The 15057-nt window shown below is 61.0% G+C and carries 13 protein-coding genes and 1 pseudogene; 9 read left to right on the forward strand and 5 right to left on the reverse strand.

What is annotated here, in order from left to right; all coding sequences use genetic code 11:
* Positions 1 to 172: 172 nt before the first annotated feature.
* Positions 173 to 1162, reverse strand: coding sequence for an alpha/beta hydrolase (locus B3I26_RS25030; RefSeq protein ID WP_296261742.1), 990 nt, complete (start codon positions 1160 to 1162; stop codon positions 173 to 175).
* Positions 1163 to 1166: 4 nt separating this feature from the next.
* Positions 1167 to 2057 (reverse strand): KPN_02809 family neutral zinc metallopeptidase, encoded by an 891-nt coding sequence (gene ypfJ / locus B3I26_RS25035; protein ID WP_296261743.1) that lies wholly within the window; start codon positions 2055 to 2057, stop codon positions 1167 to 1169.
* Positions 2058 to 2587: 530 nt separating this feature from the next.
* On the opposite strand from ypfJ, the gene B3I26_RS25040 reads away from it, so the two are divergent.
* Positions 2588 to 3094, forward strand: a complete 507-nt coding sequence (locus tag B3I26_RS25040; RefSeq protein ID WP_296261746.1) for a BRO-N domain-containing protein — start codon at positions 2588 to 2590, stop codon at positions 3092 to 3094.
* A gap of 57 nt (positions 3095 to 3151) precedes the next feature.
* Positions 3152 to 3481 (forward strand): annotated as a pseudogene (locus B3I26_RS25045) (aldehyde dehydrogenase (NADP(+))); the annotation flags it as partial.
* 198 nt (positions 3482 to 3679) lie between these two features.
* Here B3I26_RS25045 and B3I26_RS25050 read toward each other — a convergent pair.
* The 3 genes from B3I26_RS25050 to B3I26_RS25060 form a co-directional block, all read right to left on the reverse strand.
* The gene (locus B3I26_RS25050; protein ID WP_296261747.1) at positions 3680 to 4969 is read right to left on the reverse strand and encodes an MFS transporter; all 1290 of its coding nucleotides are present in this window, start codon (positions 4967 to 4969) and stop codon (positions 3680 to 3682) included.
* A 456-nt stretch (positions 4970 to 5425) separates the two neighbouring features.
* Positions 5426 to 6511 (reverse strand): tRNA (uridine(54)-C5)-methyltransferase TrmA, encoded by a 1086-nt coding sequence (gene trmA, locus B3I26_RS25055; RefSeq protein WP_296261749.1) that lies wholly within the window; start codon positions 6509 to 6511, stop codon positions 5426 to 5428.
* Positions 6508 to 7800, reverse strand: coding sequence for an NCS2 family permease (locus B3I26_RS25060; RefSeq protein WP_296261751.1), 1293 nt, complete (start codon positions 7798 to 7800; stop codon positions 6508 to 6510). Before B3I26_RS25060 ends, trmA begins: the two co-directional genes overlap by 4 nt.
* A 398-nt stretch (positions 7801 to 8198) precedes the next feature.
* Here B3I26_RS25060 and B3I26_RS25065 point away from each other — a divergent pair, with 398 nt between their 5' ends.
* From B3I26_RS25065 to B3I26_RS25095, 7 genes are all read left to right on the forward strand, one after another.
* Positions 8199 to 8723, forward strand: a complete 525-nt coding sequence (locus tag B3I26_RS25065; RefSeq protein WP_296261754.1) for a (2Fe-2S)-binding protein — start codon at positions 8199 to 8201, stop codon at positions 8721 to 8723.
* Complete coding sequence (locus B3I26_RS25070) at positions 8720 to 9706, forward strand: FAD binding domain-containing protein (protein ID WP_296261756.1); 987 nt, start codon at positions 8720 to 8722, stop codon at positions 9704 to 9706. The genes B3I26_RS25065 and B3I26_RS25070 overlap by 4 nt, the downstream gene beginning before the upstream one ends.
* Before the next feature lie 11 nt (positions 9707 to 9717).
* Positions 9718 to 11925, forward strand: a complete 2208-nt coding sequence (locus tag B3I26_RS25075; protein WP_296261766.1) for a xanthine dehydrogenase family protein molybdopterin-binding subunit — start codon at positions 9718 to 9720, stop codon at positions 11923 to 11925.
* 302 nt (positions 11926 to 12227) lie between these two features.
* Entirely contained in the window at positions 12228 to 13169 is a 942-nt protein-coding gene (choX, locus tag B3I26_RS25080) for a choline ABC transporter substrate-binding protein (protein ID WP_296261759.1), read from the forward strand.
* A gap of 48 nt (positions 13170 to 13217) precedes the next feature.
* On the forward strand, positions 13218 to 13373 hold the full coding sequence (locus B3I26_RS25085) for a hypothetical protein (protein ID WP_296261760.1): 156 nt from the start codon (positions 13218 to 13220) through the stop codon (positions 13371 to 13373).
* A gap of 44 nt (positions 13374 to 13417) precedes the next feature.
* The gene (locus B3I26_RS25090; RefSeq protein ID WP_296261763.1) at positions 13418 to 13573 is read left to right on the forward strand and encodes a hypothetical protein; all 156 of its coding nucleotides are present in this window, start codon (positions 13418 to 13420) and stop codon (positions 13571 to 13573) included.
* Positions 13574 to 13834: 261 nt separating this feature from the next.
* Positions 13835 to 14770, forward strand: coding sequence for an alpha/beta hydrolase (locus B3I26_RS25095; protein WP_296261764.1), 936 nt, complete (start codon positions 13835 to 13837; stop codon positions 14768 to 14770).
* The last annotated feature ends 287 nt before the right edge of the window (positions 14771 to 15057 follow it).

A 15057-nucleotide genomic window follows, 5' to 3' on the forward strand; every position in this document is an offset into this window, starting at 1 on the left:
CGCTCCGCGTGGGAATGCCGTTTGTGACGCTCCGCGTCCAGGGGGAGGGTGACCCGGGGCTTCATATGAGGCCGTTCCCGCGCGCAGCGTGGGAACGAGCACGGCGCGGCAATCCCAAGTGTTCGCCACCAATGTCCAAGCGCAGCTCCACTTGGCAGTGAGGCGTTGTGGATCAATTTCCTTTGAACAACGCCGCTTGCCCTTCCGGTGAGGTGAGCATGCCGTCGCCGTTGTGGCCGACACCCTTGACCTCGACCAGACGCTGATTCAAGCCTTCCGGGTGGCGCTTGGTCAGGTAATCGAAGAAATTATGCCCGCGCAACAGGCGATACGGTCCTTGCACTTCGGCGCCGCAGTCCTTGTCCAGCGCAGGGTGGTTCGGGTCGGTGTCCAGCTCGCCTAGCAGGTAGGTGATGTCACGCTTCACATACGCCGCTTCCAGCTCCGCCGGGGTCTGCTTGCCCGCGTAGGCTGGCAGCTTGTTCATGCCGTACTTCCAGGTGTCGAAGCCCGGACAGGTAGCCGCACTCACCGGCAGGGGCCGCGTCGCATCGAAGTACGCATAGGAGGACGGGTTGGCGATCACGTAGCGCAGCTTGATGCCTTCCTTCTTCAGCAATGCATCTTCCTTGCCGCCAATCACCGCGTAGCGCTGCACCACCTGCCCGCCGCCGGAGTGACCGGCAATCACGATTTCCTTCAGGTTGGGGAACAGCTTGCTGTCGCTCAGGCGCTTGAGGATATGGTCGATGACTACGAACGAACTGATCGGCTTGGCGCCCAGGGACTTGTCGCCTGCCATCCAGTCATTGGTGTGCCAACGCAGGACGTTTTCCGGCAAATGATGGGCGGCAATGTCCTTTTCATCCAGGAACTGCGGCGCAATGAGCAGCGTTTTGGATCGCTGCTTGGATTGGTTGGCGGCTCGCTCGGCACTGCGCAGGTACGTCTGGGCATTGCGCAGGCGACCATGGAAAATGATCACCACCCGCTGAATCTGCGGGCTGGGGCGCACCCAGCTCTGGCTGAGGCCAAGGGTAGCCTGGGACGTTCCGTTGATCAGCAGCCGATCGGGGCTAATGGCTTTGACCGCCTGATCCGCAGCATGAGCGGTAGCGCTCATCAGGGTGCCCAACAACAGGATCGAAAGCGGTTTCATCATGTGATCAGAGGCTCTTGGCGGCGAATGTATCGCATTGGTTGATTTGTCCCTGGGCAAAGCCGGTCTTGAACCAGCGAACCCGCTGGGCAGACGTACCGTGGGTGAACGAGTCCGGCACCACGCGCCCCTGGTTTTGTTGCTGCAAGCGGTCGTCACCGATGGCGTTGGCGGCATTCAGTGCCTCTTCAATATCACCGGGTTCAAGCCAGTTCAAACGCTTTTGCGCGTTATTGGCCCAAACACCCGCGAAACAGTCAGCCTGCAGCTCCTGACGCACCAGCAGACCGCTGTCACCTTCCATGCGCATGCCGCGCTGGCGGGCGGCGTCAACTTTAGCCGAAACCCCGAGCAAGGTCTGCACATGGTGACCCACTTCATGCGCAATGACGTAAGCCTGGGCGAAATCCCCGGCGGCCTTGAAGCGCTGGCTCATCTCGCGGAAGAAATCCATGTCCAGGTACACGCGCTGATCCGCCGGGCAATAGAACGGGCCACTGGCGGACGAGGCGAAGCCACATGCCGATTGCACCTGACCGCGGAACAGGATCAGCGTGGGGTTCTTGTACTGACGCCCGCTCTGTTGAAGGATCTGGCTCCAGGTGTCCTCGGTATCGCCCAGAATCGCTCGCACGAACTCCGCCTGCTCGTCGTTGGCCGGTGGTGCCTGGCGCGTCTGCGGACTGACTGCGCTGGTTTGCTGGGTGCCCACCTGGCCGGCGATTTGACCAAGGATCTGCATCGGGTCCTGCCCGGTCAACAAGCCAATGGCGACAATGATCACAATCCCGCCGATCCCCAGGCCCTTGCCGCCGATGCGCATCCCGCCGCCCCCGCCACCGGTGTCGTCGCGCGCGTCGACGACGTTGTCACTGCGGCGTCCTTTTTTCCAGAGCATGGAGAGAATCCTCTTCTTGTCGTGTAGGGAGTGTAGACGGCGGGGCAAGCCCATCGTCTGACTGGCTGCACTTAAGAGGTGGAGAGGGGGGAATAGTTCTCGGAAACCACGTTTTTGCAGTTGGCTATCTCGCTCCGTTCGTTTCTGCGCACGGGGCTACGGACAAGAAACGCGCTGGCTGTAGGATGTTTCTGAATTCCTGTCAGCGGGTTGTTCAGCAAAAAGGCCGCCGTTAGTCTTCGCCGGTCGCTTAAATCAGCGACCGGATTCGACGATCCGATTTCAGGCGTATCAGCGTCTCCATCGTGGCTTAAGCTTTATGTTTGAAGCTCGCGTTATGGCGGCTGTGCGTCGGAGGCCTTTTGGCCTACCCGGATCGCCTGAACCGGATCGTCGACCTACGTACAGCCGCCACCCTTCCGTTCGACGACGTAAGTGGCAGCGCTCACAGTCAGGAGCTTTGATCATGCAGGCATTGCATAAATCTCGAATACATCAGGCATCGTCCATCTCTCCTAGAGGACCCAGGCATGGCTGACTGCTTCGAACCGAAATCCTTTATCCGCCACAACCGCCAACTGCGCGCTCTTCAGATAGCTAACCAGGCCTGGTTCTGCCTTCAGGACATCGCCCGCCTGATGGGCAGGCCGCTCGACGAGCGCGCAACCCTCAAACTCGATCCTGACCAGCGCCGCAGCGCCTGGCTGACCAACGACGGCCAGACGAGCAAGCAACTGCTCATCAGCGAATCCGGCCTCTTCGCCATGCTCGTCCATCACTACGTCCCTGAAAACCGCGCCCTCAGGCATTGGCTGACGCATGACGTGCTGCCGACACTGCGCGACAGCCCCGGCCCCTACGCGCCAAGCCTGAAGACGGTGAGCTGGCCGCGAAGCTCGGTGCGCGTGCTGGAGTGGCAAGGCGAGCACTGGGTCAGGCTCGAGAACGTACCGCATCTGATGGACCGGCCGAGCGAGCGCATCAGCAGCCTTTGGAAACGGTCCACCAGCTTTTGGCGAGGGAAGCTAGAGGCGTGACATCGCCCATTCGCTGACCGGATTATCGCCGCCTTCATCGGTGATCACGGCGCTACCCAACTCACAGCGACCGTGATCGGTGAACCGGCGGAGTTGGCCAGTCATGCCTGGCTGCTGGACGCGCTGCAGGAGAAAGTCGGCCGGGTGCTGCTTAACGGCTATCCGACGGGCGTTGAAGTGTGCGATGCAATGGTCCACGGCGGACCTTACCCGGCAACTTCTGACTCACGCGGGACCTCGGTGGGAACGCTGGCGATCGATCGTTTCCTGCGGCCGGTGTGTTTCCAGAATTACCCGGACGCCCTGCTGCCCGAAGCGCTGCAAAACGCCAACCCGCTGAATATCCGGCGGTTGGTGGATGGCCAGATCACCGATTCAGCCCTGTAATCGCCGACGCGTCTCAGAGTACGGTTTGCCAACGGCAGCGATTTAAAGCGCCACCGCCGGTAAGCCGTGCTGCTACAGAAGTGAGGCAAGACCATAGTGCCTGGGTGGCCCGATCCCGTTAGCCGTCTGGCTTTGTAAGCGATCACGGATTCGAGGGCGCCGCAGCCGGCAAGCGGTACCGCTGTCGGTCGCGCTCGATCAAACCCGCGCGGCCTGTTTATCGGTTACTTCGGCAGGCAAGGCATCGGCAAAGTGATTTACCTGCCGCAGCGGTTTGAAGCCCCACATCCAGGCGCCGACCACGCCCAAGGTGCACAGGCCACCGAGCACTGCCGCAGGCACTGCGCCGAACAGCGCGGCGCTGCTGCCTGCGCGGAATTCGCCCAGCTCGTTGGAAGAGCCGATGAACAGCATATTTACCGCGTTCACCCGGCCGCGCATGTTGTCGGGCGTCGAGAACTGCACCAGCGTCGAGCGAATGTAAACGCTGACCATGTCCGCCGCGCCCGCAATCATCAACGCCAGCAACGACAGCCAGAACAGCGTGGACAAAGCGAATACCAGATTAGCCAGGCCAAACACTGCCACAGCGATAAACATCACCAGGCCCACGTGTCGATCGAAAGGACGCACGCCTAGATACAGCCCGGTGCCGACTTCGCCCAGGCTCATCGCACTGCGCAACGCGCCAAGACCTTGCGGGCCGAGGTGCAGCACTTCATGGGCGTAGATCGGCAGCAACGCCACCACGCCACCGAGCAGCACGGCGAACAGATCCAGTGAAATAGTGCCAAGGATGATGGGCCGTGAGCGGATGAAGGCGATGCCCGCAGTGAAGCGTTTCCAGGCAGTGGATTCGAGAATCTGTTTCTTGCCAGCGTACAGCACCGGCACCCTAATCAGCAGCAACACGCCAGCGATGAAGCTGGCCATGCACACCGAGTACGTCAGCCCGCCGCCGCCTGCCGCGTACAGACCTCCACCGACCAGCGGCCCGGCAATAGTCGCGATGCGCATGATCATGCTGTTGGTGGCGATGGCAGAAGCGAGTTTTTCCCTTGGCACCACTTGGGGCAACAGGCTCTGCAGGGCCGGACCGGTAAAGGCCCGGGCGCAGCCGAACAGTGCCAGGGTGGCGTAGATCAGCCGCGTGTCCTGATGGTGGCTCACCGAGAACAGCATCAACATCAGGCTGCACAAGGCTTGCACGGACCAACTAATGGTGAGGATCAGCTTGCGGTTGTAACGGTCGATCAGATCACCGGCGGGCATCAACAGCAACAGCATCGGAATGAACTGCGCCAGCCCCACATACGCGAGTGAAATCGGATTGCGGGTCATGTCGTAGACTTGCCAGGCCACCACGACGGCCTGGATCTGCATGGCGAAGACAGCCGCCAGACGAGCACTCAGAAAGGCAAAAAAGCCGGGCTGGTTAAGGGCGCTTCCAGAGGATGCTGAAGATGAGGCAGGCGTATCGGAACTCAAGGCAGGACATCCATCGAAGCGAAAGACGGGCCGACTGTTATACACCGGTAAGCAGGCATATGCCGCTTACTGTCAGAAATTTAATGATGAGTGGTGCAAGATATGAGGGTTGTGCATGGCCAGCTTGATCGTTCCCGCGCTATTCGAGGAAATGCACCCTTCACGCTCTTGAGAGTTCCCATGCTCTGCGTGGGAACGCCGCCTCGCACGCTTCGCGTCTTGCGCAGGGTGACGCAAAGCGTCAGCAAATGCATTCCCACGCGAAGCATGGGAACGATCCTATGGGTTGGCGATGCTGCGTGATTGATCGTTTTGATCGTTTTGATCGTTCCCACGCTCTGCGTGGGAACGCCGCCCCGCACGTTCGCATCTTGCGCAGGGTGAGGCAAAGGGTGAGCACATGCATCCCCACGCGGAGTGCGGGAATGATCGTATGGATTGGCGGCGCTGGGTGATTTAACGCCGAACCAGCAACACTCCCGACTCCATATGGTGCGTATACGGAAACTGATCAAACAGTGCGCAGCGCTCGACACGGTGGGTGTCGTGGAGTTGGGCAATGTTGGCGGCCAGGGTTTGCGGGTTGCAGGAGATGTACAGAATGCGCTCGAAACGTCGGGTTAACTCGCACGTATCCAGGTCCATGCCTGCGCGGGGCGGATCGACGAATACGCTGCCGAACGCGTAGCTTTTCAGGTCGACGCCGGCCAGACGCCGGAACGGACGCACCTCGTTCAGCGCCTCGGTCAGTTCTTCGGCCGACAGACGCACCAGCGAGACGTTATCCACCGCGTTATCCGCCAGATTGCTTAGCGCTGCGTTGACCGAGGTCTTGCTGATCTCGGTCGCCAGCACGTTGCGCACCCGGGTTGCCAGCGGCAGCGTGAAGTTGCCATTGCCGCAGTACAACTCCAGCAGATCATCCTGACGCTCGCCCAGCGCTTCATAGGCCCAGTTCAACATCTTCTGATTCACCGTGCCGTTGGGCTGGGTGAACGCACCTTCCGGCTGGCGGTAGCTGAAGGTACGCCCGGCGACTTCCAGTTCTTCAGTCACATAATCGCGACCGACCACCAGTCGCTGGCCCTTAGAGCGCCCGATCACGCTGACATTTAGGTCGGCGGCCAGTTGCTCGGCTTCCAGCCTCCAGGCCTCGTCCAGCGGGCGGTGATAGCACAGGGTGATCATGCCGTCGCCAGCCAGAGTGGTCAGAAAGTCCACCTGAAACAGCTTGTGATTGAGGGTCTTGCTGGCTTCCCAGCGCTCACGCAATACCGGCATCAGCTTGTTGATCTGTGCGCTTGCAATGGGGAAATCGTCAATCAGGATCGGGGTATGTTTGTCGCCCGGTGTGAACATCGCGTAATGACGCTGACCCTCTTCGCGCCACAGGCGAAACTCGGCGCGCAGGCGATAATGCTCGCGTGGCGAATCGAAAACTTCAGGCTCGGGGGCGTCGAACGGCCTGAGCAGCTCGCGCAGCCGCTCGGCCTTTTCGTCGAGCTGCTGGCAGTAGGTTGCGGGTTCGAACGTTGCACTCATGGGTAAAAGCCCAGCTTGATCACGAACAGGACCGACAGCACCACCAGCGCCGAATTCAGCTCACGGCTGCGGCCCGACAACAGCTTGATTACTGTCCAGGAAATGAAACCAAAAGCGATGCCGTTGGCGATGGAATAGGTGAACGGCATCGCCAGCGCGGTGATGACCACCGGCGCAGCTTCAGTGATGTCGTCCCAATTGATTTCGGCCAGGCCCGAGGTCATCAGCACCGCCACGAACAGCAGGGCAGGGGCGGTGGCGAACGCCGGGACGCTGCCAGCCAGTGGCGCGAAAAACAGCGCCAGCAGAAACAGCACGGCCACGACCACGGCAGTAAGGCCGGTGCGGCCCCCGGCACTCACGCCTGCGGCCGACTCGATGTAACTGGTAGTGGTCGAGGTGCCCAGCAGGGAACCGGCCATGGCCGCGGTGCTGTCAGCGATCAGGGCGCGGCCCATTTTCGGCATGTGGCCGTCCTTGCCCATCAGGCCCGCACGCTTGGCAACGCCGATCAGGGTGCCTGAGTTGTCGAACAGATCAACGAAGAGAAACGAGAAGATCACGCTCACCAGACCGATGTTCAGCGCGCCGGGGATGTCCAGTTGCAGGAAGGTCGGCGCCAGCGACGGCGGCATCGAGATCACGCCACCAAATGGCGAGAAGCCCAGCACGATCGACACGATGGTTACCGCAAGGATGCCGATCAGCACCGCGCCGCGCACTTTCAAGGCGTCTAGCGCCACGATCAGGGCGAAACCGAGCGCAGCAAGGATCGGCGCCGGTTTCGCCAGATCGCCCAGGCCGACCATGGTGGCCGGGTTGCTAACGACGATGTCGGCGTTGTGCAGGGCAATCAGCGCCAGGAACAACCCGATACCGGCAGCGATGGCCGAGCGCAGTGGCAGCGGGATGCTGTTGATGATCCACTCGCGGATACGAAAGATCGACAGCAGAAAGAACATCACCGCCGAAATGAACACCGCACCCAATGCCACTTGCCAGGTGTGGCCCATGTGCAGGACCACGGTGTAGGTAAAGAAGGCGTTCAGGCCCATGCCCGGAGCCAGCGCGATCGGGTAGTTAGCGATCAGGCCCATGACCGTGGAGCCGATGGCGGCCGCCAGGCAGGTCGCGACGAAGATAGCGCCCTTGTCCATGCCTGTCTCGCCGAGGATGCTCGGATTGACGAACAGGATGTAGGCCATGGCGAGGAACGTCGTGATCCCGGCCAGGATTTCGGTGCGCACATTGGTGTCATGTGCCTTGAGTTGAAACAGCCGCTCCAGCATGTGTGGCTCCCCGGTGACGCATCGCGCCATTGATAAATTCGACTAAGACAGCAAAGCACAGCTCGCCGAAACAGCCTGCACAAATTCTGCCTGTCGCAAAAAGCCGCGCATCATACCAGCAGCTTTGCACGATGGCTGCTGGCGTTGATCGCTATCTCCCCTCTGCGACATAAGCGCACACACTGGCCCTTGTAGCAGCGCGGCCTGCTGGCGGTGGCGACCGCAAGATCGCCGCCAGGCCGTGCGACTGCAAAATTCCCATGACCTCATCAGGCAAGGCCGATTCACAGGCCTCACGTTCGCTCATCACAAACCCTGAACGATTGCCAAAAACCGCAAGTCGTAACCCCATAGACGCAGATCAACTGCGCTGATGAGTATCAACCGTGAGGCTTTCCATGAGTGCGACGAACCCCCAGGCTTTCGCAGGGCATTCCATTGCCTTGACGCTTAACGGCCAACACCGACAACTGGTCGTGCAGCCCTGGACCACATTGCTGGATCTGCTGCGTGAACAGCTGGATCTGGTTGGCACTAAAAAAGGCTGCGACCACGGCCAGTGCGGCGCCTGCACCGTGTTGCGCGACGGCAAGCGCATCAATGCCTGCCTGACGCTGGCGGTCATGTGCGACGGTGCCCAACTGACCACCATTGAAGGGTTGGCCGAAGGCGACGCACTGCACCCGATGCAGCGAGCGTTTATCAAACACGACGCGTTTCAGTGTGGCTACTGCACGCCAGGGCAGATCTGCTCGGCGGTCGGACTGGCTAACGAAGGGCGCGCGAAAACCGACGACGAGATCAAGGAACTGATGAGCGGCAACCTCTGCCGTTGCGGCGCGTACAGCAATATCCGCGCGGCGGTCGTCGAGGTACTGCCTCAGCTGGATGCGGCGCCCGATCAGGGAGGGCGCCAGTCATGAATCCGTTCAGCTACAGCAAGCCTTCGGACATCAGTCAGGCGGTCAATCTGGCGGGACCTGCCAGCCGTTTCATCGCAGGCGGCACCAATCTGCTTGACCTGATGAAAGAAAACATTGCTCGACCGGAGCATCTGATCGACATCACCGGCCTACCCCTCAAAGAAGTGCGGGAAACCGCCAACGGCGGGCTGATAATCGGCGCGTTGGTGAGTAATGCCGATCTGGCCTGGCATCCGCTGGTGGAAAGCCGCTATCCGCTGTTGTCCCAGGCGGTGCTCGCCGGCGCCTCGCCGCAGCTGCGCAACATGGCCAGCACGGGCGGTAATCTGTTGCAGCGTACCCGCTGTTACTACTTCTATGATTCGACGGTGCCGTGTAACAAACGCGAGCCTGGGTCCGGTTGCCCCGCAAAAAACGGCCTGAACCGCATTCACGCGATCCTCGGCGCCAGCAATGAATGCGTTGCGACTCATCCCTCTGACATGTGCGTCGCCCTGGCCGCCCTTGACGCGGTCGTCCATGTAGAAGGGCAAGCAGGTCGGCGCAAGATTGAATTCGCCGATTTCCATCGTCTTCCGGCCGACTCGCCCCAACGTGACACCCAGTTGGCTGACGACGAGTTGATCACGTCCATAGAACTGCCAGCGCCGCGATTCCAGCAGCACAGTCATTATCTGAAGATTCGTGACCGAGCCTCCTACGCCTTCGCACTGGTTTCGGTGGCCGCAGCGTTGGAATTGGACGGCGATATCATCAAGGACGTGCGCCTGGCGCTGGGCGGGGTTGCCCACAAGCCCTGGCGTGACAAAGCGGTCGAGCAGTTGCTGATCGGCAAGCCGGTATCACGGGAGAATTTCGTGGCCGCAGCCGATGCCATGCTCCGCGACGCACAACCGCTTGAACACAACGCCTTCAAGATCAAACTGGCGCGCCGGGCCATCGTTCGCGCACTGAGCGATGCCGCCGTGAGAGGTAATGCCTGATGAACGCTAAAATGTTTGCTCCCGGCAAACCCTCACCAGTAGGTCAGCCTCTTGATCGCGTGGACGGACTGCTCAAAGTGACCGGCCAGGCGCGCTATGCAGGCGAATACCCGCAGCTGGGCCTGCTGCATGGCAGTGTCGTATGCAGCACTATTGCTTGCGGTCGAATACTTGGCATTGATACCTCGGCCGCGCTTCAAGTACCGGGCGTGGTGGCGGTCATCGACCACACCAACCGTCCGCACGTCGCCAGCTACGACAAGAATTATGAGGACGCCGACGCCGCCGAAGGCTCGCCGTTTCGGCCTCTTTATAACGATCGCGTGCTGTACAGCGGACAGCCGTTGGCGCTGGTGGTGGCCGATACCCTTGAGCTGGCGCGTTATGCCGGCTCGCTGGTACGCATTGAGTATCAAGCCGAGGCGCACCAGACCAGTCTGATCGCCGCCCAGGGCAATGCCCACACCGCCCCGGCAGAAACCCCCAAGCCACGTGGTGACTTTCAGGCAGGGTTTGCTGATGCGGCGTTCACCGTGGACGCGCACTACAGCACGCCCAATGAGCACCACAACCCAATGGAGCCCCATGCTTCGACCGTGATTTATCAGGACGACGGCAGTCTCCATGTTCATGACAAGACTCAAGGGCCGCAGAATTGTCAGGACTACCTGCACAAGGTCTTCGAACTCGATAAGGACAAGATCCGCATCTTCGCCGCGTTCGTCGGCGGGGCATTCGGCTCCGGTCTGCGTCCGCAATACCAGTTGCCACTGGCGGTAATGGCGGCGTTGTATCTGAAGCGTTCGGTGCGGGTGACGTTGACGCGTCAGCAGATGTTCACCTTCGGTTATCGGCCCAATACATTGCAGCATCTGAGACTGGGCGCCACCGCCGAAGGCAAACTTGTCGCCGTGGGGCACGAGGTCATCGGCCAGACCTCGCGTTTTGAAGATTTCGTCGAGCATGTGGTCGAGTGGAGCGGCATGCTCTATCAGTGCGACAACGTGCAGCTGACTTACAAGCTGGCACCCTTGGATGTGTACACGCCACTGGACATGCGTGCACCCGGCGCAGCCTCGGGTATGGTCGGGCTGGAATGCGCCATGGACGAACTGGCCAGCGCCGCCGGCATCGATCCGGTGCAGTTACGGGCGATCAACTTCGCCGAGCGCAACGGTAACGAGGACAAGCCTTATTCCAGCAAGGAACTGCTTGCCTGCTATGCGCAGGGCGCCGAGCGGTTTGGCTGGAGTCAGCGCAACCCCGAACCGCGCAGCATGCGCAACGGTCGTCAACTGGTGGGTTGGGGCATGGCCGGTGGTGTGTGGGAAGCCATGCAGATGAAGGCCAGCGCCAAGGCCAGCATCGATCACAACGGCAAGCTGACCGTCAGCAGTGCAACCACCGACATTGGCACTGGCACCTACACGGTGATGGTGCAGATTGCTGCGGAGGCGGCGGGGGTGATGCCCGATGACGTGACGTTCGTGCTCGGCGACTCCTCGTTGCCTACCGCGCCATTGCAGGGCGGGTCGTTCACCGTGTCGTCGGTCGGCACGGCGGTGCAGCAGGCTTGCCGCGCCCTGCGCGCCAAGTTGCTGGACGCGCTGCGCATGGCTCATCCGCAATTCGCAGTGGTTGGCATGGAGCAGGTCGGTTTCGGCGACGGGTATTTGATCATCCAGGAGCAGCGCTTTGCCTATGCCGATATCGTCCGCCAATCCTCGCATGACGTGCTCGACGTGCAGGTCGACGCCGAACCCGACGAGAAGCGCAACGGCTACTCCACCGCCACCCACTCGGCGGTGTTTGTCGAGGTGCTGGTCGATGAGGACCTGGGCAGCATCCGCGTCAACCGGGTCGTCAGCGCGATAGCGGCGGGCAGGGTGGTCAATCCCAAGACGGCGCGCAGCCAGATCCTCGGGGGCGTGGTGTGGGGCGTCAGTCAGGCGATGCATGAAGAAACCCAGACCGATCACAACCTGGGGCGCTTCATGAATCACAGCCTGGCTGAGTATCACATCCCGGTGAACGCGGACATCGGCGACATCGATGTGGTGTTCGTCGAGGAGAACGACGACATCGTTAACGAACTCGGTTCCAAGGGTGTCGGCGAGATCGGCATCGTCGGTGTGGCGTCGGCCGTCGCCAATGCGGTCTATCACGCCACTGGCAGGCGCGTTCGGGAATTCCCGATTACCTTGGACAAAGAGCTCTGATACCTGTCCGTAGGTGAGGTGTTGCCCGCAAAATTGCGCTATGTCAGACGATAAATTTCGTTATGGCAGGTTGCTCTTGCGGGCACGCGCGCTTCTTTTAGACTGCGGCGTTGCCCTGTCAACCGTCCCTCTTCATCAATGTCGCCCCAGTGCAACCATAGGTCGCGCTGGTGCGCTTCATGCGCGGTCGTGCTGCGTAAGTTGCACCCACGCGGCAGCATTCGGACTGCCGTGGGTCTTCAAGCCTTAAAAAACTGCCGCAAAGAGCTGAATAAAATAACGAGCCGACCCGAGGAGCACGCATGAAGAGATTTATTCGTCAGATCAGTTGCGGTGTGTTGATGCTAGGCAGCACCGCCTTGATGGCAGCTGAACCTGCCAAATGTCAGAGCGTGCGGATGGGTGTGGTCAACTGGACCGACGTGGTTGCCACCAGCGCAGTGGCCGAAGTGCTGCTGCAATCCATCGGCTATGAAGTCAAGCAAACCAGCGCCGCGCAGCAGATCGTCTTTGGCGGTCTGCGCGATGATCGGCTGGACGTGTTCCTGGGTTACTGGAAGCCGGCGATGGACAAGAACATTGCCCCGTTCGTGGCCGCCAATCAGGTCAAGGTCTTCGACACGCCCAGTATGAGCGACGCACATGCGACCCTGGCCGTGCCGCAGTTCGAGGCGGATGCGGGGCTGAAAACCTTCGCCGACATCGCCAAATTCAAGGATAAGCTCGGCGGCAAGATTTACGGGATCGAGCCGGGCACCGGCGCCAATGCCAACATCAAGGGCATGATCGACAAGGATCAGTTCGGCCTTAAAGGCTTCCAGTTGGTGGAGTCCGGTGAAGCCGGGATGCTCGCGGCGGTCAAGCGTGCGGTCGATCGCAAGGAGTGGGTGGTGTTCGTTGGCTGGACCCCGCACCCGATGAACATCAACATGAAGATCGCGTATTTGACTGGCAGCGAAGATGTGTTCGGACCGGGTGAAGGCGCAGCGACTGTTTCAGTGGTGACCGCGCCCGATTACGCGACCCGTTGCCCGAACGTCAACAAGCTGTTGAGCAATTTGAAATTCACTGCCGCCCAGGAAAGCCAAATGATGGTGCCGATCATGGACCGCAAGGCGCCCACAGACGTGGCCACGCGGTGGCTCAAGGATCATCCGGAAGACATCCAACGCTGGCTGGAAGGCGTGACGACCTTCGATGGCAAGGATGCGGCGGCAGCGGCGCAGGTGGCGTTGAGCAAGTAAAGGACTGCAGGACCCTCGGCAGGCAGGCAGGCAGGCGATCACGGCCAAATGATGGTGCCGATCATGGACCGTGAGGTGTCGACCAGCGCGGCCAATCAGTGGCTTGAGGGTCATCCGGATGGCCTCCAGCTTTGCTTGGAAGGCGTGACGACCTTCGCTGGCAAGGATGCGGCGGCAGCGGCGCAGGTGGCGTTGAGCAAGTAAAGGACTGCAGGACCCTCGGCAGGCAGGCAGGCGATCACGGCCAAATGATGGTGCCGATCATGGACCGTGAGGTGCCGACCAGCGCGGCCAAGCAGTGGCTTGAGGGTCATCCGGATGGCCTCCAGCTTTGCTTGGAAGGCGTGACGATCTTCGATGGCAAGGATGCGGCAGCAGCGGCGCAGGTTGCGTTGAGCAAGTAAAGGACTGCAGCGCCGCAGGCGATCACGGCCATGATCGTCGGCGGTGGGACCTTGAGTTCGCCACGGCGGGCAAGCCGTGCTGTCACAGCGCTAGCGTAGAACCGCATGTTTTGTCAGCCGCAATCTTTGTAGCAGGCTGGGTTGCAAGCGGCGGCGATTTCACAGGCGCTGCCGTCGGCAGGCCGCGACTTCAGGGCTCATGCGTGATACTGATTATGTCATTCACCCCGATCCCGGCGTTCAGGCGGGCTGGAGCCGTCAATGCCCCTTCGTTATCCGCTTTCACCAGAAATGGCCCGATTCGTTGAAGAGACCCTGAGTTTCAGCGTCGATTCGCCGGAAATGGACGTACAACGGCGCGCCTATTCGCGCATGTGCAAAGCGTTCAAGCCGCCGCGATCCGCTGAGCTTGAGGTCAAGGACCTCACGCTGGCTGGCGTACCTGTGCGTTGCTATCGCCCTCACCACCTTTCAACCGAACATCCGGCCCCCTGCGTGATGTACCTGCACGGTGGCGGCTGGGTGGTGGGCGATCTGGATTCCCATGACTTTCTCACGGAGGCGCTGGCGGTTGACCTCAACGCCGTGATCATTGCTGTGGATTACCGCCTGGCACCGGAGCACCCGTTTCCGGCAGGCTTCGGCGACGGCCTGGCGGTGTGGCATGCGCTGCAGGTCCAAGCCCAACGGCTGGACATCGACCCGTACCGGATCGCGATTGCCGGCGACAGTGCCGGGGGCAACCTGGCGGCAGCGGTGTGCCTGGCCCTGCGCGATGCGGATGAGCGCCAGCCGGCGGGACAGGCGCTTATTTATCCCGCGCTGGGTGGTGCCGATGATCTGCCTTCGCGCAGCGAGTGTTTCGATGCCCCCTTACTGGCTACGGCGGAGCTTGGGTTCTACGAACAGCTTTATCTGCCGCAAGGCGACCGGCCGCCGTACGCCATGCCGCTGAACGCCAAGGATTTTCGTGGGCTGGCACCGGCCTTTATCGTCGTGGCGCAATTCGACCCGCTGCGTGACGACGGTGTCTGCTACGAACGGGTGCTACGCGAAGCAGGCGTGCCGACCGAGTTCGATCGGGGCGTTGGTCTGCTGCATGGCAGCCTGAGAGGCAAGGGGCGGGTGCCAGAGGTGGATGCGGTTTATTGGCGGTTGGTGAGCGCGTTGCTGGAGTTTCTTCGAAGCTCTCCGTAAATGGGGGCATCTGCAATCGTGCTTTCGCGTGAGGTCGAGGGTCTTCCGCAATGGCGCTTCTGCCCGGAGGGCGTAGGAGCCTTGCTTGCAGGCGATCTGGCGCGAAGCGGCAGCAAGAGCGGACGGCCTGGCCGTGTCAGGCACACCGCATTCTCCGAATCTGCTGCCGCTTCGCGCCAGATCGCTGGCAAGCCAAGCTCCTACGGCCTTCGGCCAGAATCAAAAACCTGATTAGCCCCACGGCCTTCGGTCAGAATCAAAGACCCGATCAGCCACACGGCCTTCGG

It is taken from the genome of Pseudomonas sp. UBA5706, from assembly GCF_002419965.1.
GTDB lineage: Bacteria > Pseudomonadota > Gammaproteobacteria > Pseudomonadales > Pseudomonadaceae > Aquipseudomonas.

Coding starts and splice junctions, on each gene's coding strand:
- B3I26_RS25040 (WP_296261746.1), top strand. CDS start 2,588: ATGGCTGACTGCTTCGAACCGAAATCCTTTATCCGCCACAACCGCCAA.
- trmA (WP_296261749.1), bottom strand. CDS start 6,511: ATGAGTGCAACGTTCGAACCCGCAACCTACTGCCAGCAGCTCGACGAA.
- B3I26_RS25085 (WP_296261760.1), top strand. CDS start 13,218: ATGATGGTGCCGATCATGGACCGTGAGGTGTCGACCAGCGCGGCCAAT.
- B3I26_RS25065 (WP_296261754.1), top strand. CDS start 8,199: ATGAGTGCGACGAACCCCCAGGCTTTCGCAGGGCATTCCATTGCCTTG.
- B3I26_RS25070 (WP_296261756.1), top strand. CDS start 8,720: ATGAATCCGTTCAGCTACAGCAAGCCTTCGGACATCAGTCAGGCGGTC.
- B3I26_RS25095 (WP_296261764.1), top strand. CDS start 13,835: ATGCCCCTTCGTTATCCGCTTTCACCAGAAATGGCCCGATTCGTTGAA.
- ypfJ (WP_296261743.1), bottom strand. CDS start 2,057: ATGCTCTGGAAAAAAGGACGCCGCAGTGACAACGTCGTCGACGCGCGC.
- choX (WP_296261759.1), top strand. CDS start 12,228: ATGAAGAGATTTATTCGTCAGATCAGTTGCGGTGTGTTGATGCTAGGC.
- B3I26_RS25060 (WP_296261751.1), bottom strand. CDS start 7,800: ATGCTGGAGCGGCTGTTTCAACTCAAGGCACATGACACCAATGTGCGC.
- B3I26_RS25075 (WP_296261766.1), top strand. CDS start 9,718: ATGTTTGCTCCCGGCAAACCCTCACCAGTAGGTCAGCCTCTTGATCGC.
- B3I26_RS25030 (WP_296261742.1), bottom strand. CDS start 1,162: ATGATGAAACCGCTTTCGATCCTGTTGTTGGGCACCCTGATGAGCGCT.
- B3I26_RS25090 (WP_296261763.1), top strand. CDS start 13,418: ATGATGGTGCCGATCATGGACCGTGAGGTGCCGACCAGCGCGGCCAAG.